Source organism: Paenibacillus sp. URB8-2 (assembly GCF_013393385.1).
Taxonomy (GTDB): domain Bacteria; phylum Bacillota; class Bacilli; order Paenibacillales; family Paenibacillaceae; genus Paenibacillus_AQ.
The window spans coordinates 2,351,438-2,377,209 of record NZ_AP023239.1; the positions used below are offsets into that span (position 1 = coordinate 2,351,438).

Here is a 25,772-nt window from a genome sequence, read left to right on the forward strand (position 1 = left end):
GCGGTGACTGGTATGCGTGAGCTTGAATATCCGATGGAAGCGTTAACGTACCTTGTCGTATTTTTTGCGGCCTGTCTGATCATGCTTTTTTGGCTGAAGCGCCGCGGCAAACGCCGTAAATAGGAAGGAGAGCCCCGAATGTACTATGTCAATCGAGAGCAAATTGAGCACATTTTGCGGCAAATCCCCGATATTGCGGACGGGCTGCGAATGGCGACGTCTTCCTGGGACGGAGGGAAAATCTGGGGAATGGTGCAGGAACGCTGCCTCCATCTCGCGATTGAAGTCGTTACCGATGCCGGAAGCTGTCTCATAGACGGCTTTATTATGCGCGACGCCGGCAGCTACGAGGATATCGTCACTATCATTTACGAGGAGTCGGTATTTCGCGACCAAGAGATGTACGACCGGCTGATCGAGCTGGTATCGCTGAGGAGGCCGCTTGTGCAGGAATATTATGCCTGGGAGCGGGGGCGTCTGCATCCGCTGACGGCCGTGCTGCCGGAACTGCTGATGCGCTTCGCCTCCGAGGTCGGAAGCTATCTGAATCGAGAGCTCGGGGCGCCCTGCCGGTGAGTTAAGTCCCGCCGGCGCCCGTATAGAATCTTTAGCAGAAGGGAGGTCCGAGGGTGAAGAGAGGGCAGGAGAACGGTTCGACCAGGCGAATCATTATGACGCTCCTAAAGATGAAAGGACCGTTGACCATCGGCGCGCTCGCCGAGGAGCTCGGCATTACGGAAATGGGAGTAAGACGCCATGTCCTGCAGCTAGAGAGGGAGGGTCTGGCAAGAAACAAGATTGTGCGTCAGGCGATGGGCCGACCGATGCATATGTATTCGCTGACGGAAAGAGCCGAGGATCATTTTCCGAAAAATTATCATAATCTTGCGCTGGAGCTCCTGCGCGAACTGGACCACACCAGCGGGACCGAGGCCGTAAACGTCCTGTTCGAAGGGCGGCGGCGCAGGCTGCTGGCGCAGTACAGTCCCATGATGGAGCGCAGAAGCCTCGAAGAGCGAGTGGCGGAGCTGTCCGCCATCCAGAACTCGGGTGGGTATATGGCAGAGTGGGACCGGGAGGCTGACGGTTCATATGTGCTCAGGGAGTACAACTGCCCCATACGTCAGGTTGCAGTTCAGTACAGTAGAGCCTGCCAGTGCGAGCAGCATTTGTTCGAGGAGCTGCTGGGAGCGACGGTCTCGCGCAGCGAGTGCATGGCCGATGGCGGACAGTGCTGCAAATACTCGATCAAACCGAAGAACCCGTCATAAGGGAATCTCACGCTAATCTTTTAAAAAAAGTTCTTCACCAGTCACAGGACAAACTCTCTTTGCTTATGATAAAGCAGGATCTAGGCATTCGCCCGTAAAGGAGAGATGAAAGATGAAGAAGAACACGAAAAGCCTGCTCTGGGGGATCGTAGCCGGCGGAGCGGTCGGTTCGGTGACCGCCCTGCTGTTCGCTCCTAAAGCCGGAAAAGAGCTGCGCAAGGATATTTCGGACGGAGCCTCGGCCACGCTGGATAAAGCCCAGGATCTTGTCCAGCAGACTACGGATAAAGGCGCGGAATGGTACGGCAAAGCGAAGGATTCGGTGGAGCAGGTGATTCAGGAGATATCCGAATGGAGCAAGCAGTTCACCGGAGCCGAGGATGAAACGGAAGCGGCAACGGTAAGCTCCATTGCTGATACCGAAGCATCCGCCAGCGTGTCCTCGGACGATGAAGTCGCCGCGTCCTCGGCAGATCTTGCGGGCAATGAGGCCGGGAAACAGGCTTAGCGCTTTGGGCTCCGAGCGGCTGTGAAGGTCGGGATTTTGAAGCCGCTGCATCTTCAATGTCTCTAGCAGTCGCTTCCCACAGCCGGACGGTATGCCCTTGAAAGGCCGCTGCTTCGCTCCCCGCGAACAGGCGCTTTTCAAGGGCATTCATCTTTTTCGAAAGGCCCGATGACCGCCCAAGGCGAGCTTGAAGTCAAAGCTGGACTTTGCAGGATTTTGGCGGAAGGCGCGGTTTCTCCCCTTGAACTGGGAAGCCAAAAGGAGTATTATCTGCAATTGGGACAGGAAGCCCGGTACACTTTGCTTCCGCCTTACATAAGCTACTCAAAACAAGATGAAGGAAGCGGTGTGTTCGTGCAGCAAGCTATTGCAATACTAGATTCAGGCGTGGGAGGATTGACGGTTGCCAAGGAAGTTATGAGGCAGCTCCCGCGGGAAAAAATCATTTATTTCGGAGACACCGCCCGCGCCCCGTACGGACCCCGTTCGTCAGAGGAAGTAAAATTGTTTACCGAGCAAATTGTCGATTACCTTATTCAATTTGATCCCAAAATGATCGTAATCGCCTGTAATACGGCGACCGCGGCAGCTCTCGATTATATATCGGCGAAAGTGGACATTCCGGTCATCGGTGTTATTCATCCCGGGGCCAGGGCAGCCATCAGCTCAACAAAGACGGGCCGGGTAGGCGTTATCGGCACCGTCGGAACGATCGGCAGCGGGGCATACACCTCAGCGCTGAAGCAGTTGTCGCCTTACATTGAGGTTGTCAGTCAGGCATGTCCGGCGCTTGTCCCTCTGGTCGAACAGGGAATGTTCCGTTCGAAGGAATGTGATCAGGCGGTGATCGACTCGCTGAATGGCATTAAGCTTGAACCCATTGATACCCTAATACTCGGATGCACGCATTACCCGTTTCTGGTCGAACCGATCGGCCGGGCGATGGGATCCGGCGTCAAGCTGATCAGTTCAGCGGACGAGACGGCGCGCGAGATCAGCACCATTTTGTACGACAAGGGAAAGCTGGCTAGAGGGGACGACAGTCCCGTGCATCAGTTCTTCTGCAGCGGCGACGCCGGCATATTCCAGAAAATCGCCATGGACTGGCTTGGCGAGCAGATCAAGCGCACTCCGGTCGTTTGGCAGGTATCGTCGCTTGAGCCTACGGATGCTTGAGCGGAATCGGGACAACTCTGACAGAATTAATATTAATATATTTTCCTTTTTGAAACGGCCGGGCTGCCCAAGCTTGGCCGTTTTTTGCTATTTTGGAGGACCGTAAAGGATTGGGAATAAGCTTCGAGTGAAAGGCCCCGTTTCGTTGGGGTCTTGCGCATTTGGGACAAGAGAATCCGCATACAATAAGAGAACTCCTATTGAACCCTTGCCGGAGTTGCCGTCCAATTCTTCATATCGTCACAGCCATCATTAGAAAAGCAGCGGAGAGGATGAGGGGTATGCTTCAATATATTGTCCGTAAAGGAGATACCGTGGCGCGGATTGCCGCGGCGCACGGACTTGCTCCGGGGCATGTGATCCAGGGCAACCCCTGGGCGGCGGACCAGCCTTATCTCTTCCCCGGACAGGTGCTGTTTCTGCCTTCCGTCCAGCGCAGACGGCATGTCGCGCAGGAAGGGGAATCTGCGCGGGAGGTGGCGGCTTTATACGGAGTAGGCATGGAATCGCTGATAAAGCTTAACCCCGGAATATTTCCGGACGGGTTCTGCACGCCCGGCACAACGCTGGTTATCCCGCCGTCCGAAGGCACGGCGATCGTGGAACTGCGCGGGGAGTATGGGCCTGGAGAACTGAACGCTGATATCAACCTGCTGACGGCCAAATATCCGTTTATTTGGGCTGACACGATAGGCAAAAGCGTCCTTGGCCAACCGCTTCATTTGCTGCGGATCGGCAGCGGCCGCCGAAGGCTGCATGTGAACGCGGCGCTCCATGCCAATGAATGGTTGACCTCGCCGTGTCTTCTGTCCTTTCTGGAGCAGTATGCCGAGGCCTACGCGAACGGCCGGAAATGGAACGGTCACAGCCCGGCGGACTGGTTCAGCAACTGGACGGTATGGGCTGTTCCAATGGCGAACCCCGATGGCGTGGAACTGGTGCAGGAGGGAGCCGGCCCAGGACATCCATACCGCCGGGAACTTGCGGAATGGAACGGCGGGCGCCGCAGCTTCCGCCACTGGAAGGCCAACATCCGGGGCGTGGACCTGGGGGATCAGTTCCCGGCCTTTTGGGAAGAGGAGCGGTCGCGACGGGGAATCACCGGGCCTTCTCCAAGAGACTACGGAGGCCCCTCGCCGCTGAGCGAGCCGGAGGCCGCGGCGCTCGTCTCGCTGTGCGAGAAATCCCCAGCGGATACGGCGGTATCGCTCCACAGCCAGGGTCAGGAGATCTACTGGAACTACCGCGGATATGAGCCGCCGGAGAGCCTGGAGCTCGCGGAACGTCTGGCGCAGGCCGGCGGCTACCGGGCAGTCGCGTTGACGGAGAGTGACGCCGGTTTTAAGGACTGGTTCATTATGAAATTTCGGAAGCCGGGATTCACAGTGGAACTGGGACTGGGAAGAAATCCGCTCCCGCTTGAAGATTTTGAGGATATGGCTTTGGAAACGGGGCGCATTTTGGCGTCCATTTTATCCGGGTGAAAGAGATTGAAACATTTTCAGGAAAGCTGCGTAATCTATTGTAGAGGGTATGGCCGTAACTTCGCGTAATATTGTTAAACGGCCATACCCTTTTTGCAATCAAAGAAGAAGTAAAGGTTTTACGGAAAGGAGGCCGAAGGTGAAACTGAAGAAGCTGCTGTCGCTGAAAAGCTGGTCCAAAGTGCTGAGAGGCACCTGGCAGTATATAATTTCTCCTCAGGTTGCAATGGGGGACAAGCTGTTGTTCACGATTCCGGTCGCGCTGTACTGGGCGCTCCCCGATGTCATGCCCTTTATGCCGGTTGACGATATCGGCGTATCGATGCTGCTGATGGCTTGGTTTGTTTCCAGAATGGATCGCAAATACCCGTCACTGCACCGTGGGAAATAAAATTTGAAGCTTGACGGTTGCAATATACGGCTATTTTCCCTAAAATAGATTACTGAGTATTTAAATCCAGTTGTCAGGAGATGGACGGATCATGAAAGTCAAAATTACCCGCAACGCGGCTAAAGTCATAAAGAAGCAAATAGATTTGGAAGAAAACAAGGATTTGAAGCTGCGGGTGCTGATTACCCACTCCCATGGCGACCATGCCCATTATGGTCTTGATTTGGACACGCCTAAGGAGAATGACGAGATTATTCCAACGGATAAGGACATCGACGTTATTCTGGAGAAAGGCCAACCGCTGCTCGACGGCGTAAAGGTCGATTATCTGTATTTTCCGCAGGAAGGCTTTGTCATTACAAATCCTTCCCAGGGCAATCACGGCGACCATTAATCCGGCCCATGGCAGGCTTGGACAGATCGGATCGCAAAGAAGGGAACAGCAATGGCTAACGATATACGCATCTGCGACAAATGCAATCATATGAGCATCAAGAGCGTGCTTCCAAAGCTTCGCAAAATGGCGCCGGACGCCGAGATCAAAATTGGCTGCAAGTCCTACTGCGGTCCGTGCGGCAAGCGTGCGTTCATTTATATTAACGGCCGCTATGTGAGCGCTCCGACCGAAGACGAGGTATTGAAGAAAGCGGAGCCCTTCGTTAAGCACCCCGTTATAAAAGAGTAGAATTATTATATAGATGGTGCGGGCTTCAACAGACTTTGAAGAACGCCGCATGGATAAGGCCGTTTTCACAGATCAAGCTGCGAAAACGGCTTTTTAGTTTCGGGAACGATACAACAATACCGTTGCGCCTTGCAATCTCGGAACGTTTTTGATAGAAAAGTACAGCGTGATATAATAGCCTTGTTGTATTGAAATCGAGCGTGTACATAGAAAGGAGTTAAACGAATGAAGCAATTATCGGGTACCACTTTGCTCAACAACGGCGTTGCCATGCCATACTTTGGTCTCGGAACGTATAAAGCGGAAGGCGATGCGGTGGAAAAGGCGGTTACGGCCGCGCTTGAACTGGGCTACAGGGCCATTGATACGGCCTCTCTGTACGGGAACGAGCATGAAGTGGGACGGGCCATTCGGACGAGCGGTCTGAAGAGAGAAGACGTGTTCGTCACAACGAAGATATGGAATGACGATCAGGGCTATGACCGGGCGCTGGCTGCCTTTGAGAAGAGCCGGGAGGCGCTGGGACTTGATGTGATCGATTTATACCTGATTCATTGGCCGGGAGTGAACAAATACAAGGAAACGTGGCGCGCGCTTGAACGTCTGCACGAAGAAGGAAGCGTCCGCGCAATCGGCGTCAGCAATTTCCAGATTCATCATCTGGAGTCACTGATGAAAGACAGCAATACCGTTCCGGCAGTAAACCAGGTAGAGCTGCATCCCCGTCTGAGACAGCGGCAGCTGCATGATTTCTGCTTGCTGAACAATATCCAGATTGAAGCCTGGGCGCCGCTTATGAAAGGACAGCTCCAGGATAACGGAACGTTGGCATCTATCGCGCGCATGCATGGTAAATCGGTCTCCCAAGTCATCCTCCGTTGGGAACTGCAGCATGACATCGTCACGATTCCGAAATCCATAACGCCTTCCCGTATTAAGGAGAACAGCGAAATCTTCGATTTCAACCTGTCCCAGGAGGAAATGAACGCCATCGACACTCTGGATACCGGAGAACGCATCGGCAGACATCCGGACGAGCTGGAGTTCTGAGAAGTCGGCAGGTGGGACGGCATTAGAGAATATGAAACGACGGACTATTGCAAAAAGAAACAGGCAGGCTGCGGGAAAACCGCAGCCTGCCTGTATTTCGTCAGACAAAATCAATGAACCGGCGATTATCTGCCGATCTCGTCCGGACGGGTTCGGTTTGACTAAGTAGCATCCGTGTCCTTCCTCGGCGCTCTTGGAGGCAGTGGTCCGAGGTACTGATAATACTGGCACTCGATCCGTCCGTTATACAGCTTGCGCCGTTTGTCCGCCTTGCGGCCAAAGTGGTGCTCAAACTGCTTGGAAGGACTGATGGCGAAGAACGACCAGGTAGGCAGGTGCAGCATCATTTGCCCGAATTGGCGGGTGAGCTTCTCCACTTCCTTATCGTCGCTCAGCCGCTCCCCGTAGGGGGGATTGGTGATCATACAGCCGTATTCACCCTCCGGCCTTGCTTTGGAGGCGGGCATGACGGAGAAGGCGATTTCGCCAGACAGACCCGCGCTCTTCGCGGCGGCCTGTGCGATTTCGATCGCCTTCGGATCGATGTCGCTGCCGGCAAGCTGCAGCGGAGAGTCGTCGCGCACGGCGTCGAACGCTTCCTCGCGGGCGGTCTGCCACGCATCCTCTGGGATCGCCGGCCAATGCTCTGACGGAAAAGAGCGCCGGAGTCCGGGCGCGATATTCCAGGCCATCATGGCCGCTTCGATCAGAAACGTGCCCGAGCCGCAGCAGGGGTCGTACAGAGGGCGGCTGCCGTTCCAGCGGCTGAGCTTCAGCAGCGCGGCGGCCATGGTCTCTTTGATCGGCGCTTCCGTAATCAGCTTGCGGTAGCCCCGTTTATGCAGCGCGGGACCGGTTGTGTCCAGCGTAATCAGCGCGATGTCGTTCAGCAGCGTGACCTCGATGACGTATCTCGGCCCGTTCTCGGAGAACCAGTCGGTGCGATAATACTGCTTCAGCTTTTCGACGACCGCTTTTTTGACGATGCCCTGCGCGGCCGGAACGCTGCTGAGCTGTGATTTGTGCGAGCGTCCCTCTACAGGGAATTCGCCATGCTCGGGAATCCAATCCTGCCAGGGAATTGCCTTGACGCCTTCGAACAGCTCGTCGAAGGTTTTGGCTGGAAATTGTCCCATGTTGATCAACACCCGGTCCGAGGTGCGCAGCCACAGGTTGCAGCGGCAAATGTCGATGACATCCCCGCTGAAGTGAACGCGGCCGTTCTCGGTAGTCGTTTCATAACCCAATTCATTTAATTCGCGTGCGACGATAGCCTCCAATCCCATCGGGGCGGTGGCAATCAACTGCAATTTGCTCAAGAATCTCAACTCCGTTGCTTGTAGGTATGTGCGTAATGCCGTTACAATCGAGAAGAAACATTTTGTCCGTAGGTATAGGTGCGGCACCCGTTTCTCGAAAATTTGTACTTTTCTAAGTATAGGCGAAGGAAGGACTCATCACAACGTCCCCTTTCGGCCGGGAATGCCGGATGCCAACTTCAAGATAAAGAAAGTGATGATAAAGGAGATCAGACATGCTTAATCAGGACCAATACTTTAATCAAGAACAATACAGCGAGCAGCTCTATGAGGAGGATGAACTTCTGCTGTCGGTAAAAGAAGCCATCCGGGAAAGCGGTATGCCCGAAGTGTCGATTGCTCCGGGTTACGGAAGGCTGCTGGGCATGCTCGTCTCGCTGTCCCGCTCGGCAAGTGTGCTCGAAATCGGAGCGCTCGGCGGCTACAGCGGCATTTGCCTGGCCAGGGGGCTGGCTCCGGGCGGAACGATGACCTCCCTGGAGCTGAAGCCGGAATATGCCGATATGGCGCGCCGCCATCTGGAGCGGGCGGGGTTCGGCGGCATTGCCGAATACCGCACGGGACCCGCTCTGGACAGTCTGGCAGGCCTCCAGGAAGAAGGCCGGACCTTTGATTTCTTTTTTATCGACGCCGACAAGGAGAATTATCCGAACTATTTGGAGTACGCGATCCGGCTGGCAAATCCGGGAGCGGTCATCGCCGGAGATAATATCTTCCTGCGCGGCCGCACGTTGAACGAGGGCAAGAACGGACCGGCGGTGCAAGCGATGCGCCGTTTCAACGAAATGATCGCAAGCGACAGCCGGCTGACCAGCACGCTGCTGCCCGCCTATGACGGGCTAGCTCTTGCGATGGTGAAATAACAAGATCGGCCGGACGCCTTAAGCCGCATTTTAACGGAACAGCCTTATCGGGGTAGCCTTGTACAACATGAAGCGAACCCAAACCGTATTGAGCAGCAGCATGCAGCCGGAGACGATGAACAGACCTTCGATGCCGATGTAGCCGGCCATGAAGCCGCCGATAAGCGAGCCTGCCATATTGCCGAGGGCCAGCGTGCTGCTGTTGAAGCCGAAGGCCCGGCTCTCCTTGCCGTCCGGCGTATAGGAACGAATCAAGGCGTTGACGCTCGGAAGCAGCCCGCCCATGAAGACGCCCATCAGAAATCGGACGAGAATGAGCTGCCAGACGCTGTCAACGAGCGCCTGCGGAATGAGGAACAGAGAAGCGCCGATCAGGGCGTAGGTCAGAATCCGGTGAGCGCCGACCTTGTCGCTCAGCTTGCCGAGGACCGGCGAGGCGATCATATTCGAGACTCCGGTTACAGCGCTGACGACCCCTGCCCAGAACGCGATGTTGACAGCGGTCCCATGCAGCCTCTCGACATAGAGCGGAAGAAGGGCCATCGGGCTGATCATGGCGAACTGAATCAGAAAGGTGACGGCGAACAGCGCCGGAAGCTGCGGAACCTTGATGAGATCCTTAAGCCCTTCGAATGTGGATACCTGCGGCTTATGGGCGGCTTCCTCACGGTTGAAAGTCTCTTTGACGAGGAACAGGGCGAGCAGAGAAGCGATGAACAGCAGCAAGCCGATCACGTAAAAAATCGGACGGAATCCGATCCAGTCCGCAAGCAGTCCGCCGATCAGCGGCCCGAGAATCGTTCCGGCAACGGAGCCGGACTGCATCAGACCCATGGCGAAGCCCATCCGGTGCTTCGGCGTCGTGCCGGAGACAAGCGAGATGGAGGCGGGATTGAAGCCGGAGATGGTGCCGTTGAGCAGCCTCAGAAGGAGCAGCTGCCAGGGCGTCTGCGCAAAGCCCATCATCGTGATGACGATCGCCATGCCGAAGCCGGAGCGAAGCAGCATGATTTTACGGCCGTATTTGTCGGAAAGCGATCCCCACAGCGGCTGAAATAGAAACGAAGTCATAAAGTTGGCGGAAAAAATAATACCGGCCCAAATCCCGACGGCATCTCCCTGCACACCGAGGTCCTTGGCCAGATAGAGCGACAGAAACGGTGTAATCATTGTCATCCCGGCATTGACCAGAAATTGTCCGAACCAAAGCACATAGAGATTGATCTGCCAAGTCTCCCAAGTTTTCCATTTTTTCAATGTGCTTTCACATCCTTTCAAAATTCAATGAGTTCACGAAGATGACATTCCAAAAGTATACCATATTTTTCTGTGCAACTTGAGACGGATTCCGCCCGTTGTCAAGGAATTGTCATGCCTTGTAAGGTGTGACGGTTGTTACATTCTTTTAAAAAGGGCATAATATATTTTGAGAAAAATTTTATCTAAAAACATTCTAAAAACATATGGAGACTTTATCATGACCTATAACGATACATTTATCCGCGCCTGCAGGAAGCAGGAGACGGAGCACGTCCCCGTATGGTATATGCGGCAGGCTGGCCGCTACGATCCCGAATACCGGAAGATCAAGGAAAAATATTCGCTGCTTGAAATCAGCAGACAGCCCGAATTGGCGGCGGAAATTACGATGATGCCGGTGCGAAAGCTGGGCGTTGACGCGGCCATTTTGTACTCCGACATCATGAATCCGGTGGCTTCCATCGGCGTCGAGTTCGACATTGTCAAAAATATCGGTCCTGTCATCGAACAGCCGATCCGAAGCGCTGCCGACGTGGAGCGGCTGCGGCCGGTGGACGTGGAAGGCGATCTCGGCCATATTCTGGAAACGATCGCGATTCTGGACAAGGAGCTTCAGGTGCCGCTGATTACGTTTGCCGGCGCGCCCTTTACGATCGCCAGCTATCTGATTGAAGGCAGACCCTCCAAAAGCTATATCCGAACCAAAGAACTCATGTATGGCGAACCTCGCGTATGGGCGAAGCTGATGGACAAGCTCGGCGATATGGTCATCGCCTATTTGCGTGCTCATGTCCGCAGCGGAGGCAAGGCTTTCCAGCTGTTCGACAGCTGGGTCGGAGCTTTGTCGCCCCGGGATTTCGAAATCTTCGTTCTACCGACGGTCTCCCGTATTTTTGCCGAATTATCCGATTTGGATGTGCCCAAAATTTATTTTCCGGGCGTGAGTTCGGGAGAATTGCTGCCCACTCTTTCCGGACTTCAAGCGGATGTGATCGGACTAGACTGGCGGGTGTCGCTGGATGAAGGCCGCCGCAGAACCGGAGGCAAATTCGCGGTGCAGGGCAATCTTGATCCTTATATCCTGACCGCTCCGATGGAACTGATCAAGGAGCGCGCCAAAGCGCTTATTGACGAAGGCATCCGTGAGTCCGGCTACGTGTTCAATCTCGGACACGGTCTGTTCCCCGAGGCGTCGCTGGAGAAGCTGAGTGAATTGACGGAGTTCATCCACGGCTATTCCAAGGAAGCGCTGGCGCTCCGGAAAGCCGCAAGACCGCGCTCTTAAATATCCGCTCATCATTAATCGCTAAGAGGTGATCCATACGTGACAACGAAAATCGGTGTACTCGTCATGTCATACGGCACTCCCGAAAGCCTGGAGGGTGTTGAGTCTTATTACACGCATATCCGGCGCGGCAATCCGCCATCGGCTGAACAGCTGAAGGAACTGAAGGACCGCTATGAAGCGATCGTAGGCGGCGTATTCCCTTTGCGAGAAAATACGGACCGTCAGACGGTGGCGCTTCAGGATGCGCTGAACCGGGATAATGAGGATAAAGATATCGAATATATTTGCTGCCAGGGGCTGAAGCACGCTCATCCGTTCATCGAGGACGGGGTGCATCGGCTGGCGGAGGGCGGAATCAAGCAGGCGGTAGGCATCGTGCTTGCGCCGCATTATTCCGCCATGAGCGTCGGAGGCTACATAAAGCGCGCCAAAGAACAAGCGGAGAGCCTTGGCATCCAAATGGTCTTTGTGGAAAGCTACCATCTTCATCCGCAGCTGATTGACGCTCTCAGCCGCCGCGTGTCGGCAAGGCTGGATCAGTATGAGGAAGCGGGAGCGAAACGGGAAGACGTACGGGTGCTCTTCAGCGCCCACAGCCTGCCGGAACGGATTCTCGCCATGGGCGATCCGTACCGGGACCAGCTGCTGGAAACCTCGAAGGCGATTGCAGAACAGGCAGGCGTAACCTCTTGGCAGTTCACCTGGCAAAGCGCTGGAAGAACGGCAGAGCCGTGGCTCGGGCCGGATATTCTTGATACGCTCCGCGAGCTGAGCAAGGAACAGGTGGAATACGTGCTGTCCGCCCCGATCGGATTTGTATCCGACCATCTTGAGGTGCTGTACGATCTGGATATCGAAGCACAGGCCATTGCGGCCGAGCTGGATATGCGCCTGCTGCGGATCGAATCGCTGAATAGCGACCCGGCCTATATAGCGGTGCTGAGCGACGTGGTGCGGACCCGGGCGGTCGAACTGAAGGCGGGACGCCAATGAGCGGAACTTCACGCAAGGTCGTCATTATCGGCGGAGGTCTCAGCGGATTAAGCGCCGCTTTCTATGTCCGCAAATATTATAAGGAAGCGGGAGTTCAGCCGGAGATCGTGATCCTCGAGAAAGAGCGCAGCCTCGGAGGGAAAATCGAAACCCTGCACAAGGATGGCTTCGTTATCGAAAAAGGACCCGATTCATTTCTGGCCCGCAAGAAGGAAATGAGCGACCTGGCGAAAGAATTGGAGATCGATCATGAGCTGGTGACGACGAATCCGAACGCCAAAAAAACGTATATTTTGCAGCGGGGCAAGCTGCATCCAATGCCGGCCGGTCTTGTGCTGGGCATTCCGACGGATCTTAAGCCCTTTATAGGGACGAGGCTCATTTCCTTTCCCGGCAAGCTGCGGGCGCTGATGGATTTTGTTATTCCTCCCCGGCGGTCGGAGGAGGACGAGCCGCTTGGAGAGCTGATTGAGCGCCGTTTCGGCACTGAGGTGCTGGAGAACTTGACGGAGCCGCTGCTGGCCGGTATTTATGCGGCGGATATGCGCAAAATCAGCCTACAGGCGACCTTTCCGCAGTTCGGCGAGATGGAGCGGCAGTACGGCAGCTTGATTCGCGGCATGTTGACGGGCAGGAAGCCCCAGGAAACGCATACCGGCACGAAAAAGAGCATGTTCCTAACCTTCCGTCAGGGGCTGCAAAGCCTCGTCCACACGCTTGTGCATGAGCTGCATGATGTGGAGCAGCGCACGGAAGCCGCAGCTGTGGCCATTCACGACCGGATTGCCGATACCTTCGCCGGAACGGCCGATATTAAGGAAGGCTCTCCGGGGTTGCCGGATTCTCCGCAGCCGCGATACGCGGTGGAACTGGGCACCGGCGAGCGGCTGCCTGCGGACGACGTCTATATCACGGTGCCCAACTTCACGGCGGCCGAGCTGCTGCGGCCTCATGTCGATGTATCTGCGCTGGACGCGGTGAATTACGTGTCGGTCGCGAACGTGGTTATGGCCTTTTCCGGCGATGAGTTGGACGGCAATTTTGACGGCTCGGGCTTTCTCGTTTCCCGCAAGGAAGGGCGCAATATTACGGCCTGCACCTGGACTTCGGTGAAATGGCTGCATACAAGTCCAGAGGACAAAGTGCTGCTGCGCTGTTATGTGGGGCGTGCGGGGGACGAGCAGAACGTCCAGCTGCCGGACGCTGCGCTGGAAGAACTGGTCCGCAAGGATCTGCGCGAGGTTATGGGTGTTACGGCGGAGCCGCTGTTCACGGAAATTACGCGTCTGCCGGACTCAATGCCGCAGTATCCTGTCGGACATCCTTCGGCAATCGCCGGACTCCGGAGCGACCTGGGCGCCATTCTTCCGGGTGTGTATGTATTTGGCGCAGGGTATGACGGCATCGGCATGCCGGACTGCATCAAATTTGCGAAGTTGACGGCGAAGGCGGCAGCCGAAGGCCTTCAAGGGAACTGATTTTCATACTTTTATCATCGGAGCATGTTGTCGGAATGACGGCGAAGCGAGGGTTAAGCCCGCGCTTCGCCGTTTATTTTTGCGGCTTTTGAGTGAACGTCCGGCCTCTATAGGCCAGATTCCTGCTTTTCGGGGAGGATTGATAGATATGATATAATAGAGCGAGTTTAGCAGGAAAAGGAGCCCGAACACCAATGTATTCCCCTAGATCCAGCAGAAAAAGGAACAAAACGACCAGAAAACAGAAAAGAAACCGCATCTGGTCATGGATCAACATCAGTCTGCTGTTGCTGATTACGGTTATGCTATTTTATTTCTTCTACAACGGAGAGGGCCGCGGAAGCGTTCCTCCATCCGCAGCGGGGTTGGCTTCGCCTTCGCCAGAGGCATCGGTGGAAGCGGGAACCGGCTCCTCCGCGGAGCCTGGAGCCGCTGGCGGAGCGTCGGCCGCTCCATCCGTGGAGCCGCTGCGGTCCGCTTCGCCGGAAGCGGCTACTGGCGCCACGCCGTCGCCGTTACCCGAAGCAGGCGCGGGCAGCGCGGCGCCCTCGGCCTCGGCAAGCGCCGAAGCTTCCAGCCCGGCCCTTGACAGCAGCCCCGCTGCCGATGGATCCGGGGACCAGACAGTCGGGCTGCCTGCCGGACAGGAGGGAAGCGGAAGCACGGTGACGCTGAATTTTGCCGGAGACGTCATTTTTGCCGGCAAGGTCGGCGAGCTGCTGAAGCAGAAGGGCTACGATTATCCGTACGCCCGCCTGAACGGCCTGTTCCTGAAGGACGATCTGTCGGTCGTCAATCTGGAAACGCCCGTCACTGTCCGGGGCGCTGAGGCGAACAAGACCTATGTGTTCAAGTCGACTCCAGAGGCTCTGGATGCGCTGAAGGCGGCTGGAGTGGACGCCGTCAATCTGGCGAACAACCATACGCTGGATATGGGCGAGCAGGGACTCCGGGATACGCTGGATAATCTGGACGCTAGAGGCATTCCGTTCGTCGGAGCGGGCGTGGACGCCGCTCAGGCGTACTCGGCGCAATATTTTACCCGAAAAGGAATAACCGTCGCCCTGCTCGGCTTTACGCGGGTCATGCCCGAAGCGGGCTGGGCGGCCGGAGAAGGCAAGCCCGGTGTAGCCTCCGTTTACGACAGCGGTCCGGCGCTTAAGGCGATAGCCGAAGCCCGGAAGAAAGCGGATATTGTCGCCGTTGTCGTCCATTGGGGACAGGAACGGATGAATGAGCCGAATGCGGTTCAGCAGTCGCTGGGCAGGAGTTTTATCGACGCCGGGGCGGATATTGTCATCGGTGGACATCCCCATGTCCTTCAAGGTCTTGAGCCGTATAAAGGAAAGTGGATCGCCTACAGCACGGGCAACTTTATTTTTACAAGGTCAACCTCGAAGAGCACCTGGGAAACGGCGATATTTCAGGCCGAATGCAGCGTTAAAGGACAATGCTCGATGAAGTTATCGCCTGTCGACGCCGAACTGGGCCAGCCGGTGCCGATGAGCGCACCCGATGGGCAAAAGCTGCTGAAGCGGATAGAATCGCTGTCTGCCGGCAAAGTCAGGGTCGACGAAGAGGGCAGAGTAACGGACGCCAGGCGTTAACCGAATTAGCTGTTGACTACGTGCTGACCTTTGACAAGGAAGTAATCCGCTTTTTAGATTGATTGGAAACCATAAAGCAACTTATTCGTTAATCGGGGTCCCCGCAAAGATTCTGGGCAGGCTTCGAAGCCGGCTGGACCTTATGCGGGGCTATTTTTACGGGAGGGCTGCTCTATGATGAACAACTTGTGCGTCGCCCATCGGGGGTTTTCCGGCAAGGCTCCGGAGAATACGTTTGCCGCAATCCGTATGGCGATGGAACTTCCGTATGTATCCTGGATTGAAATCGATGTTCAGCTGACGAGAGACGGGGTTCCCGTTGTGATCCATGATTACAGTTTGGACCGCACCACCAACGGCCACGGCAAAGTGAAGGATATGGATTGGAGCCAGTTGCGGCGGCTCGACGCCGGAGGGTGGAAGAGCCGTATTTTCCGAGGCGAAAAGATTCCGTCGCTGGAGGAAGTGCTGGAGCTGTGCAAAGAACGGCTGCGGCTTAATATCGAGCTGAAGAATGCAGGCAACCTGTATCCCGGCATTGAAAAGACGGTCACAGACCTGCTCGCCTCCAAGGGGATGACAGGTGAGGTCGTGCTGACCTCTTTCGATCCCGGGACGCTGCGCAGATGCCAAGAAGCCGATCCCGCTGTCCGCCGGGGACTGATCTTTGATTCAAGGTGGGGCGATCCGGCCGGGCGTGTGCGGGACCTGAACTGTTCTTTTTTGTCCATCGGCTTTTCCCGTCTGTCTCCAGGATTGGCCCGATTTTTGTCGGCCCGCGGAGTGGAAATCATGGCCTGGACGGTGAACAAAGCGAAGGAGATGCGTCGCCTTGCGGACATGCATTCTGATATAATGATATGTACGAACCGTCCGGATGTATGGGGCGATACGTTTTTGGGAGTATGAATGATAAACAAATCCAGTGGAAAGAGAGCTGAATGTCAATGTGCGCTGCTGTAAAGACCTTATACTGTGTGGGACGAAACTATAAACTCCATGCGGAGGAGCTCGGCAACCAAGTGCCGGCAGAACCGCTGATTTTTTTGAAGCCGTCCCATGCCGCCGTTCCTCTCGACAAAAAAACCATTCAGCTGCCTCAGGGTTCTGGACAGGTGCATTATGAAGGGGAGCTTGTGCTGCGCATCGAGCGCGACTACGTTCCGGGCATCAGCGTGGAAGAGCTGGTGGATACCATGGCATTGGGGCTTGATTTCACGCTTCGGGACATCCATAACGATCTGCAAAAAAGAGGACTTCCCTGGACCCCAGCCAAAGGTTTCCGGAATGCTGCGCCTCTGAGCCCTTACATCGCTTTTCCTTCCAAGGAAGAACTGGAAAATACCGATTTTACGGTCCGCAAGAACGGGGAAGAAGTACAGCGAGGGAATGTGAAGAACATGATCTTTTCGCTGCAGACGATTGTGGACTTTATCGGCACTCGCTACGGGCTGGGCAAAGGCGATGTGATCTTTACCGGGACGCCTGCAGGCGTCGGTCCAACCCTTCCGGGCGATACGTTCGAGCTGTATTGGGGCGATCGGCTGATGGGCACCTGCCTGATCGGCTAATGGGATCTTGGGACATATTACTGGAGCTGAAGCCATGCAGTGGGTAATCGGCATCTTGGGCGCATTGTTTGTTGCCGGAGCCGCGTATATCAAGGGATCGCTGAGCCTCTCCGGCACGCTTGCCGCCGTGGTCATGGGCGCTATTTATTTTGGAGCGGGCAACGCTTTTTGGTTCGGGATACTGCTGCTGTTTTTCATCTCCTCCAGCCTGCTGTCGAAACTCAGAGCCGAGCACAAGGAGGAGCTGGAACGGTCGTACGCGAAGACGGGCAGGCGGGACGCGGGCCAGGTATTCGCCAACGGCGGCCTCGGCATGCTGCTTGTTCTGCTGAACGCCTTTAATCCTCAGTCTGCGTGGGAACTGCTCTTCGTCGGCGTAATGGCGACGGTGACCGCAGATACCTGGGCGACAGAAATCGGCACCTTGAGCGGAAAGCCGCCGCGCTCGATATTGACCGGCAGAAAGCTTCCGACCGGGGCATCCGGCGGCGTTTCGCTTCCAGGCACACTTGCGGCAGCGGCGGGCGGCGTCATCATCGGCGCGGCTTCGTGGATTCTTCAGCAGCTGTCGGGAATGACAGGGCAGTCTTTCACTGCCTTGGCGGCAGCGGGCCTCTTCGGAGGATTCGTTGGCGCTTTTGCCGATTCCCTGCTTGGCGCAACGGTTCAGAAGATGAACCGCTGCACCGTATGCGGGCGCGAGGTGGAAAGCGAGGTCCATTGTGGCATCCCTACCGTGCATGCCAGAGGCTGGCGGTGGATGAGCAACGATACCGTGAACGCGATCAGCTCAATCGCCGGTGGAGCTGTGGCGCTGCTGATCGGCAGGCTGATTTGATTATCAGTTTCAAATATATAGGGAAGGCGAACAACAACCATGAATATTATGACCGTGGAGCACCTTGTCAAAAGCTACGGAGAAAAAGTGCTGTTCCAGGACGCATCCTTTGGAATGGAAGACCGTGACAAGATCGGCGTCATCGGCGTGAACGGGACCGGCAAATCGACGCTTCTGCGGATTATCGCCGGACTTGAAAGTCCCGACGAGGGGCAAATCGCCATCGGCAATGATGTGCGCGTACAATTTCTGGCGCAGAACCCGCCTTATAACCCTGAATATACCGTGCTTCAGCAGGTATTCGCCGGGGACAATCCGGAGCTGGCCGTCATGCGGCGGTACATGGAGACGACGGCCCGGCTGGAAGCCGATCCGGGCAATAACGAATTGGAGCAAGAGCTGATCCGCCAAGGTCAGGATATCGACGCCGCGGGAGTCTGGCATCTGGAGAGCGAAGCGAAAAGCGTGCTGTCCAAGCTTGGCATCCAGCAGTTCGACGCGAGCATGGAGTCGCTCTCCGGCGGACAGCGCAAGCGGGTCGCACTGGCGGCGGCCCTGATTACCCCGTCGGAGCTGCTCATTCTGGACGAGCCCACCAACCATATCGACACATCCTCGGTCGCCTGGCTGGAGCAGTATTTGCAGAAGCGGCGCGGCGCGCTGCTGATGGTTACCCATGACCGCTACTTTCTGGAGCGGGTGGCGGGTGTTATGCTGGAGCTGGATCAGGGACGGCTGTTCCGCTATGAAGCGAACTATTCCCGCTTCCTTGAACTGAAAGCCGAACGCGAAGAGCGGGAAGCCGCTTCCGAACAGAAACGGCAGAATCTGCTGCGCAGCGAGCTGGCCTGGATTCGGCGCGGCGCCAAGGCCCGGTCCACGAAGCAGAAGGCGAGAATAGACCGCTTCGAGAAGCTGAAGGATCAGCAGGGCGTATCCTCCGGCAGCCAGCTGGAGATTTCCGCCGCCTCGACGAGATTGGGACGGAAAATACTCGAAATTGAGGATCTGACGATGTCCCGGAGCGGACGGACACTCATCAAGAACTTGAGCTATATCGCCGTTCCCCAGGATCGCGTAGGCATCGTCGGCCCGAACGGCAGCGGCAAATCGACGCTGCTGAACCTGATAGCAGGCAAGCTTCAGCCGGACAGCGGCGAGGTTGTGCTGGGTCCGACCGTGAAGCTGGGGTATTTTACCCAGGAGCATCAAGACATGGACGTTTCACTGCGGGTGATCGAGTACATCAAGGAAGAGGCGGAGGTCGTGCGTACGGCGGACGGCACCGCCATTACCGCGGCCCAGATGCTGGAGAGGTTCCTCTTCCCGCCCGCAATGCAGTGGACGCCAATCTCGAAGCTGTCCGGCGGAGAGAAGAGAAGACTGTATCTTCTGCGCGTACTGATGAGCGCTCCCAATGTGCTGCTGCTGGACGAGCCGACCAATGATCTGGACATCGGCACACTTGCTATCTTGGAGGACTATCTGGATGAATTTCCGGGAGTCGTCCTGACTGTCTCGCATGATCGGTTCTTCCTGGACCGGACGGTGGACAAGATCATCGCGTTTGAGGACGGGGGGATCCGTGTTCATGTCGGCGATTACAGCGAGTATGAAGAGTGGCTGGCCAAGAACGCGCCGGCCCGCGGTTCAGCAGCCGTCGGGAAAGAGGATGCGGCGCCCAAACGGAGCGACAGCGGTCAATCTTCCCAAGGGAACAGCGCTCAGGCGCCGGCCCGGGAAAAGCTGAAATTTTCTTTCAAGGAACAGCGGGAGTATGAAGAGATCGACGGTCTCGTCGAGAAGGCCGAGCAGCGTTTAGGCTCCATTGCGGCGCAGATGGAAGCGGCTTTTGCCGATTCCGCGAAGCTGCAGGAATTGGTGGAAGAGCAGCGCGCGGCCGAGGCTGAACTTGAACGGCTGATGGAGCGCTGGACGTACTTGAACGAACTGGCGGAGAAGATCGCAAACAAATCGTAACGGGTCCGTTCGCGCAATAACGAAGGAGGCGGATTTATGCGATCGATGCTTGACGATGCGGTTCGGTTGCGCGAAGAAGGGCGGGCTGAAGCGGCGAAGGATAAGCTTCTCCTGCTGCTTCAGCAATATGAAAGCATCATGGCTGCCGGACACAATCCGTCCATTCGGCAAGCTCTTTACGAAGCCGAAACCGGAGCGGAGAAAGCAATGAACGGACAGGACCCGTTCTACGCCGAATTGCTCTATCAAATCGCCTGGACACATGATGTACTGGGATTGGAGAGCGCCGCCGTTCCTTTTTATGAACAAAGCTTGTCTGCCGGGTTGGCCGATAAATGGAGACCTGGCGCTCTTTTGGGACTGGGCAGTACATATCGAACGCTTGGCCAATACGAACAATCGGAGAATGTGCTGAGGCAGGCGATCGAAAATTATCCGGAGCACAAAGAATTTCAGGTGTTCTATGCGATGACGCTGTACAATTTGCGGCAAAATGACCAGGCAATGGGAATCCTGCTGCATTTGCTTGCAGATACATCAAGCGATCCAGGTATTACCGAATATGCCCGTGCCATTAACTTCTATGCCGATAAACTCGACTTGATCTGGTAAGAGAGGAATAATGGAAGCGGCGGATAAAGAAAATACGATAACTTAAAGATGGGGTGAGTGCATTGACAAAGTATGATTTTGACCGTGTCCTGGACCGTAGCAATACGCATTCCTACAAATGGGATCAGGCGGAAAAACTGTTCGGTAACAAAGATATTTTGCCGCTGTGGGTGGCGGATATGGACTTCGAGAGTCCTCCGGCCGTAAAAGAAACGCTGGTTCGCCGCGCCGAGCACGGCATTTACGGATACTGCGTCCCCAGCAGCTCGTACATAGAGTCGATTGTCGGATGGTTCCGCCGCCGACATGATTGGGAGATATCCAAGGATTGGATCGCCCAATCGCCCGGTATCGTGACTACACTCAGCCTTGCGGTCGAGCTGTTCAGCGAGCCGGGAGCCGAGGTTATTTTGCAATCGCCGGTATATTATCCATTCTATGATGTCATCAAAATGAACGGCCGCAAAGTTGCAGACAATCCGCTCGTGCTGCGAAACGGACGCTATGAGATGGACTATGAGCAGCTGGAGGGGCTGATGAAGGGCGGCGCCAAGCTGCTGCTGCTGTGCAGCCCGCATAATCCCGGAGGACGGGTATGGGAACGCGAGGAGCTGCTGCGGCTTGGGGAGTTATGTCTGCAGTATGGAGTCACCGTCGTTTCCGACGAAATCCACTGCGATCTGGCGCTGCCCGGGTACAAGCATATTCCGTTCGCTTCGCTGTCCAAGGAACTGTCGGACATTACGCTGATGGCGCTGGCTCCAACGAAAACCTTCAATTTGCCCGGCATTCATTCCTCTTTTATCGTGGCGTCGAGCCCGGAAATCAAGCGGAAATTTGAGACGCGGATCAAAGCGCTCAGTCTGCACATGGCCAGCTTTTTCGCCCAGGATGCGGTTGAAGCGGCCTATAACGAAGGCGCTGAGTGGGTCGACGAGCTGATCTCCTACATCAACGGCAACATCGACTACGCTACCTCGTATCTCGCAGAGCACCTGCCACAAGTAAAAGTCATGAAACCCGAGGCTACCTACCTGCTGTGGATCGACTGCCGGGCGCTGGGCCTTAACGGAGCAGGACTCAAAAAGCTGATGTATCAAGAAGCCGGCGTTGCCTTCAATGAAGGGTCGGTATACGGAAGCGAAGGGGAAGGTTATCTGCGGATCAATGTGGCCTGCCCGAGGTCGATTTTGGAGACTGCTCTGGAGCGTTTCTGCGCTGCGGCGGCAGCTTATCCCGTCAAATAATTTGAGATCCGTTCAAAAAGTAATAAGCCTGCACATCCCTACGGGGGTATGCAGGTTTTTTTATTAACCACGCTGAGTTTGTTTGAACGAGGAGCGCAGGAAGAAGTGCTGCCATGGTGCCAGCAGGAAAAGGTGACGACCTTTCTGTACAGCAACCTGTACCGCGGTTTGCTCTCCGGTTCAATGATGCTGGACCGGCAGTTTAAGGGTGTCGATATGCGCGGCGGGATGGACCCGAAATTCCAGGAGCCCAGATTCGGTCAGTATTTGGCGGCGGTCGACCAACTGACCCGGCTGGTCCGGGAAAAATACGGCAGATCGATGATCGAGTTGGCCGTTCGATGGGTGCTCGATCAACCGGGCACCGGAATCGCTCTCCGGGGGGCGCGGCATCCGGAGCAGCTCGAGACGCCGGGAAAAATCGACGGCTGGCATCTGACGGATGAAGATATGCAGGAAATCGATCAAATTCTCCGGCAGACGATTTCTGAACCGATCGGTCCGGATTTCATGGCGCCTTCGACAATAAAACAGATGAAGGCGATGGCACGTTGAGTGAGTCGAGTCAATGACAGGAAATAACCGCGCAAAAAGCCGGCGCCCGGAAAACCCGGACGCCGGCTTGCTGGAGTTCAATTAAATTCCGCTATACCGCAGCCTTCAGCAGTCTCTAAGGATTTCTTTCAGTTCGCTCCCACATAAGCCGCAAGCAGCTTGGCCGTATTGAATACGGCCTGCTTGTGCGTACGCTCCATGGAGTGGGATGCATGAACACCGGGGCCAATCAGCGCGGCCCGGATATTGGCGCCGCCATGAAGCGCCGCGGAGGCGTCGGAACCGTAATGCGGATAAATATCGACCGCATGAGGGATGCCGAGGCCCTGAGCCAGCTCGATCAGCCGTCCGGTCATCGTATAATCGTACGGGCCGGTGGAATCCTTGGCGCAGATGGATACATCGGTCTCCTTGCAGCTCAAATCGTCGCCCAGGACGCCCATATCGACGGCGATCAGCTCGCTGATTTCGCCGGGAATCCAGGACGCGCCGTGGCCGACCTCTTCATAATTGGAGATCAGCAGAGACAGGTTGTAGAGCGGCTTCCAGCCTTCGCGCTTGATGCTTTCCAGCAGGCCGAGCAGGGCGGCGACGCTCGCTTTATCGTCCAGATGGCGCGACTTGATATAACCGCTTGGCGTGAACACGGGCCGGGCGTCAAACGAGATGAAATCGCCCACGGCGATTCCCAGCTTCAGCACATCTTCCTTGCCTGAGACCACTTCGTCAATGCGGACCTCCATATTTTCTTCCACGCGCTTAATATCACGGGCATCGGCGGGGTAGGCGTGGGCGGAAGGACGCGTCGACAGAATCGTTCCGGTATAGGTCTTTCCGCTGCGCGTGTGAATAACGCAGTATTCATTTTCGATGCTGTACATCGTGAAGCCGCCGACGGTGGTCAGTCGCAGAGTGCCGTCCGGACGGATGGAACGGACCATCGCCCCGAGTGTATCGACATGGGCGCTCAGTCCGACGGTGCGGGAAGGATCAAGACCGTCTACACTCAGGATAAGTCCGCCTTTTTCGTTCCAGGACATGTTTACGTCAAGCGCCGCAGCCTCCTCGGCGACGAGCTTCAGAACGGCATGGGTGAAGCCGCTTGGGCTCGGCGTTTCCAGCAGTTTTTTCAGAGTGTTCAGAATGTAATCTTCATTGGGCTGAATCGTAAGGATTGGCAAAGGGGGTCCTCCTGTCTATTATCAATTAAACGTGGTCGTTCCTTCGGAAAGGGGGCTGTCGGGTACCGTAACCGCTGTGTTTGCCGCTTCAAGGCCGGCAATTCTTTCCTGCGCCTGCGCCAGCTCGGCAGTCAGCGATTTGATCTTTCTCTGCTGCTTGTACTGGCGGAAAATACCGTACGAGCCCACAATTACCCCGCCGATCAGCGCGCAGCTGAGTATAACCAGAATCAAGGGGAGCGATACGATGCTGAAACCGAAGTTCACCTGAACCGGATCTACGTTAATGACGGCAAAAAGGGCAATCAGCAGCGCAAAAATCAGGCCGAAAATTATAGACCATTGCATTCTCATAATAAACTTCCTCCTCGGGCAATTTGCGAACCACCGATCTAGGGGCCGCTTTACATTATAAAATCCCTTACCCCAAAAAGGGGCAAGGGACGACATGGACTTGCAACCGAAAACGCCTTGGGGCACACGTTTTACTTAGTTAACTGTTCCATCTGTTCGATCACATTCTCGAATACGCTCATAGCTTCGCGGATTGGCTGAGGCGAAGACATGTCAACGCCCGCTTTTTTCAGAATATTGATCGAATAGTCACTGCCGCCGCTCTTCAAGAAACCGAGATATCGGTCAACCGCCGGTTTGCCTTCCTCCAGAATCTGTTTGGAGAAGCTGGTGGCCGCCGAGAAGCCCGTCGCATATTTATAGACATAGAAGCTGTTATAGAAATGCGGAATCCGCGCCCATTCCATCTCGATGTCCTTATCCACGACCATGTCCTTGCCATAATATTTGAGGTTCAGATCATAGTAGATGGCGGACAAATCCTGCGGAGTGAGCGATTCTCCCTGCTCGGCACGTTCGTGAACGATTTTTTCGAACTCGGCGAACATCGTCTGCCGGAACACCGTTGTGCGGAATTGATCCGCGTAATAGGTAAGCAGATACATTTTTTCCTTCTTATCCGTCGATTTTTCCAGCAAATAATGCATCAGCAGCGCTTCGTTTGTTGTGGAAGCCACCTCTGCAAGGAAGATCGTATATTGGGCGTCACGGTATTTCAGCGTATTATCCGAATAGTACGAGTGAAGGGCGTGCCCCATTTCATGCGCCAGCGTGAACATGCTGTTCAGGTTGTCGTTATGGTTCAGCAGCACATACGGATGCGTGCCGTAGGCTCCCCAGCTGTAAGCTCCTGTGCGCTTGTTCTCGTTCTCGTATACGTCGATCCAGCTGTTGTCGTAGCCTTCCTGGAGCGCCTTCAAATAATCCTCGCCAAGCGGCTTGAGGCCATCCTTCGTGATTTTTTTGGCTTCGGCAAAAGGAATATCCATCTTGTATTCGTCCACCAGCGGCGCGAACAGGTCGTACATATGGAGCTCATCCACGCCGAGCAGTTTCTGGCGCAGCTTCATATAACGGTGCATCAGCGGCAGACTCTCGTGGATCGTATCGATGAGATTCGTGTAGACCTCTTTGGAAATATTGTCGCCGAACAGCGACATTTCCAGCACGGAAGGATATTTCCGCACTCGCGAATAAAAGACGTTCTTGTTCACGTTGGCGCTCAGTGTTGCGGCGATCGTGTTCTTTTGCTTGGCATACGTTTCGTAAACCGCTGTAAAGGCGTTCTTGCGGACTTCCCGGTTCGGGCTCTCAAGGAACTTTATGTAGCTGCCGTGGGTCAGTTCGACTTCCTTGCCGGATTCGTCCTTGATTTTCGGGAATTTAAGATCGGCGTTGTTCAGCATGCCAAAAATATTTTGCGGCGCCTGGGACAGCGTGCCGACCTGCGCGAGCAGCGCTTCTTCCGCTTTGGACAGGACATGGGCCTTTTGGCGCTTCATTTCGGTCAGCGTGAATGTGTACTCCGACAGCGCCGGATCGGCGATGAACTCGTCAAGCTTCTCCACGGGCAGCGCCAGGATTTCCGGCGTCACATAGGAGAGGGCTTCCCCAGCGTCCACACTGAGCTTCTTCGCTTTCTGGGACAGCGCCTGGTAGACCGGATTGGCGGTATCTTCATCCTGGCGCATATGGGCGTATACATACAGACGCTCGGTCTTGAGCGACAATTCGTCGTCCAGTTCAAAACATTCTTTCAGCGCGGAAGCAGTGCTCAATTTGCCCTGGAATTTGGAGGCTTCCTCAATCAACTGCTTCGTTTGATCATAAGTTTTGTCCCATTCCTGCTGTGAAGCGAACATATCTTCAAGCTTCCAGCGGTTCTCGACAGGCACTTCGTTTCTCTTCAATAATTGTTCCATGGGAATCCTCCTTAATAGATGGGATGATGATTGCGCGGGCTGCCGTCCGGCCGCGGCGGAGGACAAGACCCCCTGCAGCAGGCCAAGCGCGAGCAGCAGTGAAAGAGATCGGGCGGCGAATGGCATGGCTGCGGCCTCC

The 25,772-nt window shown here is 55.5% G+C and carries 26 protein-coding genes; 21 read left to right on the forward strand and 5 right to left on the reverse strand.

Annotation, left to right across the window (positions count from 1 at the left end):
* Positions 1-138 precede the first annotated feature (138 nt).
* From PUR_RS10675 to PUR_RS10715, 9 genes are all read left to right on the forward strand, one after another.
* A complete protein-coding gene (locus PUR_RS10675) occupies positions 139-576 on the forward strand; it encodes a DUF86 domain-containing protein (protein WP_179035231.1) in 438 nt (145 codons plus the stop codon).
* A 53-nt stretch (positions 577-629) separates the two neighbouring features.
* Entirely contained in the window at positions 630-1,271 is a 642-nt protein-coding gene (locus PUR_RS10680; protein ID WP_269474716.1) for a helix-turn-helix transcriptional regulator, read from the forward strand.
* Positions 1,272-1,383: 112 nt separating this feature from the next.
* Positions 1,384-1,779 (forward strand): YtxH domain-containing protein, encoded by a 396-nt coding sequence (locus PUR_RS10685; protein WP_179035232.1) that lies wholly within the window; start codon positions 1,384-1,386, stop codon positions 1,777-1,779.
* 354 nt (positions 1,780-2,133) lie between these two features.
* The gene (gene racE, locus PUR_RS10690; protein WP_269474726.1) at positions 2,134-2,955 is read left to right on the forward strand and encodes a glutamate racemase; all 822 of its coding nucleotides are present in this window, start codon (positions 2,134-2,136) and stop codon (positions 2,953-2,955) included.
* Between the two features lie 281 nt (positions 2,956-3,236).
* Positions 3,237-4,439, forward strand: a complete 1,203-nt coding sequence (locus PUR_RS10695) for a M14 family metallopeptidase (protein WP_179035233.1) — start codon at positions 3,237-3,239, stop codon at positions 4,437-4,439.
* A 139-nt stretch (positions 4,440-4,578) separates the two neighbouring features.
* Complete coding sequence (locus PUR_RS10700) at positions 4,579-4,830, forward strand: hypothetical protein (RefSeq protein ID WP_179035234.1); 252 nt, start codon at positions 4,579-4,581, stop codon at positions 4,828-4,830.
* A gap of 91 nt (positions 4,831-4,921) precedes the next feature.
* Positions 4,922-5,224, forward strand: a complete 303-nt coding sequence (locus tag PUR_RS10705; RefSeq protein ID WP_179035235.1) for a HesB/IscA family protein — start codon at positions 4,922-4,924, stop codon at positions 5,222-5,224.
* Positions 5,225-5,275: 51 nt separating this feature from the next.
* Complete coding sequence (locus PUR_RS10710) at positions 5,276-5,515, forward strand: YuzB family protein (RefSeq protein ID WP_179035236.1); 240 nt, start codon at positions 5,276-5,278, stop codon at positions 5,513-5,515.
* A 225-nt stretch (positions 5,516-5,740) separates the two neighbouring features.
* Positions 5,741-6,565 (forward strand): aldo/keto reductase, encoded by an 825-nt coding sequence (locus PUR_RS10715; protein ID WP_179035237.1) that lies wholly within the window; start codon positions 5,741-5,743, stop codon positions 6,563-6,565.
* 161 nt (positions 6,566-6,726) lie between these two features.
* Here PUR_RS10715 and PUR_RS10720 read toward each other — a convergent pair whose 3' ends face one another.
* Entirely contained in the window at positions 6,727-7,884 is a 1,158-nt protein-coding gene (locus tag PUR_RS10720) for a THUMP domain-containing class I SAM-dependent RNA methyltransferase (RefSeq protein ID WP_179035238.1), read from the reverse strand.
* A gap of 215 nt (positions 7,885-8,099) precedes the next feature.
* Here PUR_RS10720 and PUR_RS10725 point away from each other — a divergent pair, with 215 nt between their 5' ends.
* Positions 8,100-8,747 (forward strand): O-methyltransferase, encoded by a 648-nt coding sequence (locus PUR_RS10725; protein ID WP_179035239.1) that lies wholly within the window; start codon positions 8,100-8,102, stop codon positions 8,745-8,747.
* Between the two features lie 30 nt (positions 8,748-8,777).
* Here the strand turns inward: PUR_RS10725 and PUR_RS10730 are convergent, their stop codons facing one another.
* A complete protein-coding gene (locus PUR_RS10730) occupies positions 8,778-10,004 on the reverse strand; it encodes an MFS transporter (RefSeq protein ID WP_232101806.1) in 1,227 nt (408 codons plus the stop codon).
* Positions 10,005-10,224: 220 nt separating this feature from the next.
* On the opposite strand from PUR_RS10730, the gene hemE reads away from it, so the two are divergent.
* From hemE to PUR_RS10785, 11 genes are all read left to right on the forward strand, one after another.
* Entirely contained in the window at positions 10,225-11,292 is a 1,068-nt protein-coding gene (hemE, locus tag PUR_RS10735; protein WP_179035240.1) for a uroporphyrinogen decarboxylase, read from the forward strand.
* Between the two features lie 39 nt (positions 11,293-11,331).
* Positions 11,332-12,288: a ferrochelatase gene (hemH, locus tag PUR_RS10740; RefSeq protein WP_179035241.1), complete on the forward strand. Its 957-nt coding sequence runs from the start codon at positions 11,332-11,334 to the stop codon at positions 12,286-12,288.
* Positions 12,285-13,766 carry a protoporphyrinogen oxidase gene (gene hemG, locus PUR_RS10745; RefSeq protein ID WP_179035242.1) on the forward strand — a complete coding sequence of 494 codons (1,482 nt, stop codon included), beginning with the start codon at positions 12,285-12,287 and terminating at the stop codon, positions 13,764-13,766. The genes hemH and hemG overlap by 4 nt, the downstream gene beginning before the upstream one ends.
* 194 nt (positions 13,767-13,960) lie before the next feature.
* Complete coding sequence (locus PUR_RS10750; protein ID WP_179035243.1) at positions 13,961-15,373, forward strand: CapA family protein; 1,413 nt, start codon at positions 13,961-13,963, stop codon at positions 15,371-15,373.
* A gap of 177 nt (positions 15,374-15,550) precedes the next feature.
* On the forward strand, positions 15,551-16,282 hold the full coding sequence (locus PUR_RS10755; protein WP_442953836.1) for a glycerophosphodiester phosphodiesterase: 732 nt from the start codon (positions 15,551-15,553) through the stop codon (positions 16,280-16,282).
* A 38-nt stretch (positions 16,283-16,320) separates the two neighbouring features.
* Entirely contained in the window at positions 16,321-16,944 is a 624-nt protein-coding gene (locus tag PUR_RS10760; RefSeq protein ID WP_179035245.1) for a fumarylacetoacetate hydrolase family protein, read from the forward strand.
* A 34-nt stretch (positions 16,945-16,978) separates the two neighbouring features.
* A complete protein-coding gene (locus PUR_RS10765) occupies positions 16,979-17,782 on the forward strand; it encodes a DUF92 domain-containing protein (RefSeq protein WP_179037855.1) in 804 nt (267 codons plus the stop codon).
* 39 nt (positions 17,783-17,821) lie between these two features.
* Entirely contained in the window at positions 17,822-19,762 is a 1,941-nt protein-coding gene (locus tag PUR_RS10770; RefSeq protein ID WP_179035246.1) for an ABC-F family ATP-binding cassette domain-containing protein, read from the forward strand.
* A gap of 36 nt (positions 19,763-19,798) precedes the next feature.
* Positions 19,799-20,374, forward strand: coding sequence for a tetratricopeptide repeat protein (locus tag PUR_RS10775; protein ID WP_232101807.1), 576 nt, complete (start codon positions 19,799-19,801; stop codon positions 20,372-20,374).
* A gap of 62 nt (positions 20,375-20,436) precedes the next feature.
* Positions 20,437-21,621, forward strand: coding sequence for a MalY/PatB family protein (locus PUR_RS10780; RefSeq protein ID WP_179037857.1), 1,185 nt, complete (start codon positions 20,437-20,439; stop codon positions 21,619-21,621).
* A 48-nt stretch (positions 21,622-21,669) separates the two neighbouring features.
* Positions 21,670-22,176, forward strand: coding sequence for an aldo/keto reductase (locus PUR_RS10785; protein ID WP_232101808.1), 507 nt, complete (start codon positions 21,670-21,672; stop codon positions 22,174-22,176).
* Positions 22,177-22,304: 128 nt separating this feature from the next.
* Here the strand turns inward: PUR_RS10785 and PUR_RS10790 are convergent, their stop codons facing one another.
* The 3 genes from PUR_RS10790 to pepF form a co-directional block, all read right to left on the reverse strand.
* Positions 22,305-23,351: a M42 family metallopeptidase gene (locus PUR_RS10790; protein ID WP_179037858.1), complete on the reverse strand. Its 1,047-nt coding sequence runs from the start codon at positions 23,349-23,351 to the stop codon at positions 22,305-22,307.
* A 27-nt stretch (positions 23,352-23,378) separates the two neighbouring features.
* Positions 23,379-23,711: a LapA family protein gene (locus PUR_RS10795; protein ID WP_124696012.1), complete on the reverse strand. Its 333-nt coding sequence runs from the start codon at positions 23,709-23,711 to the stop codon at positions 23,379-23,381.
* Between the two features lie 131 nt (positions 23,712-23,842).
* Complete coding sequence (gene pepF, locus PUR_RS10800) at positions 23,843-25,633, reverse strand: oligoendopeptidase F (protein WP_179037859.1); 1,791 nt, start codon at positions 25,631-25,633, stop codon at positions 23,843-23,845.
* Between the last annotated feature and the right edge of the window lie 139 nt (positions 25,634-25,772).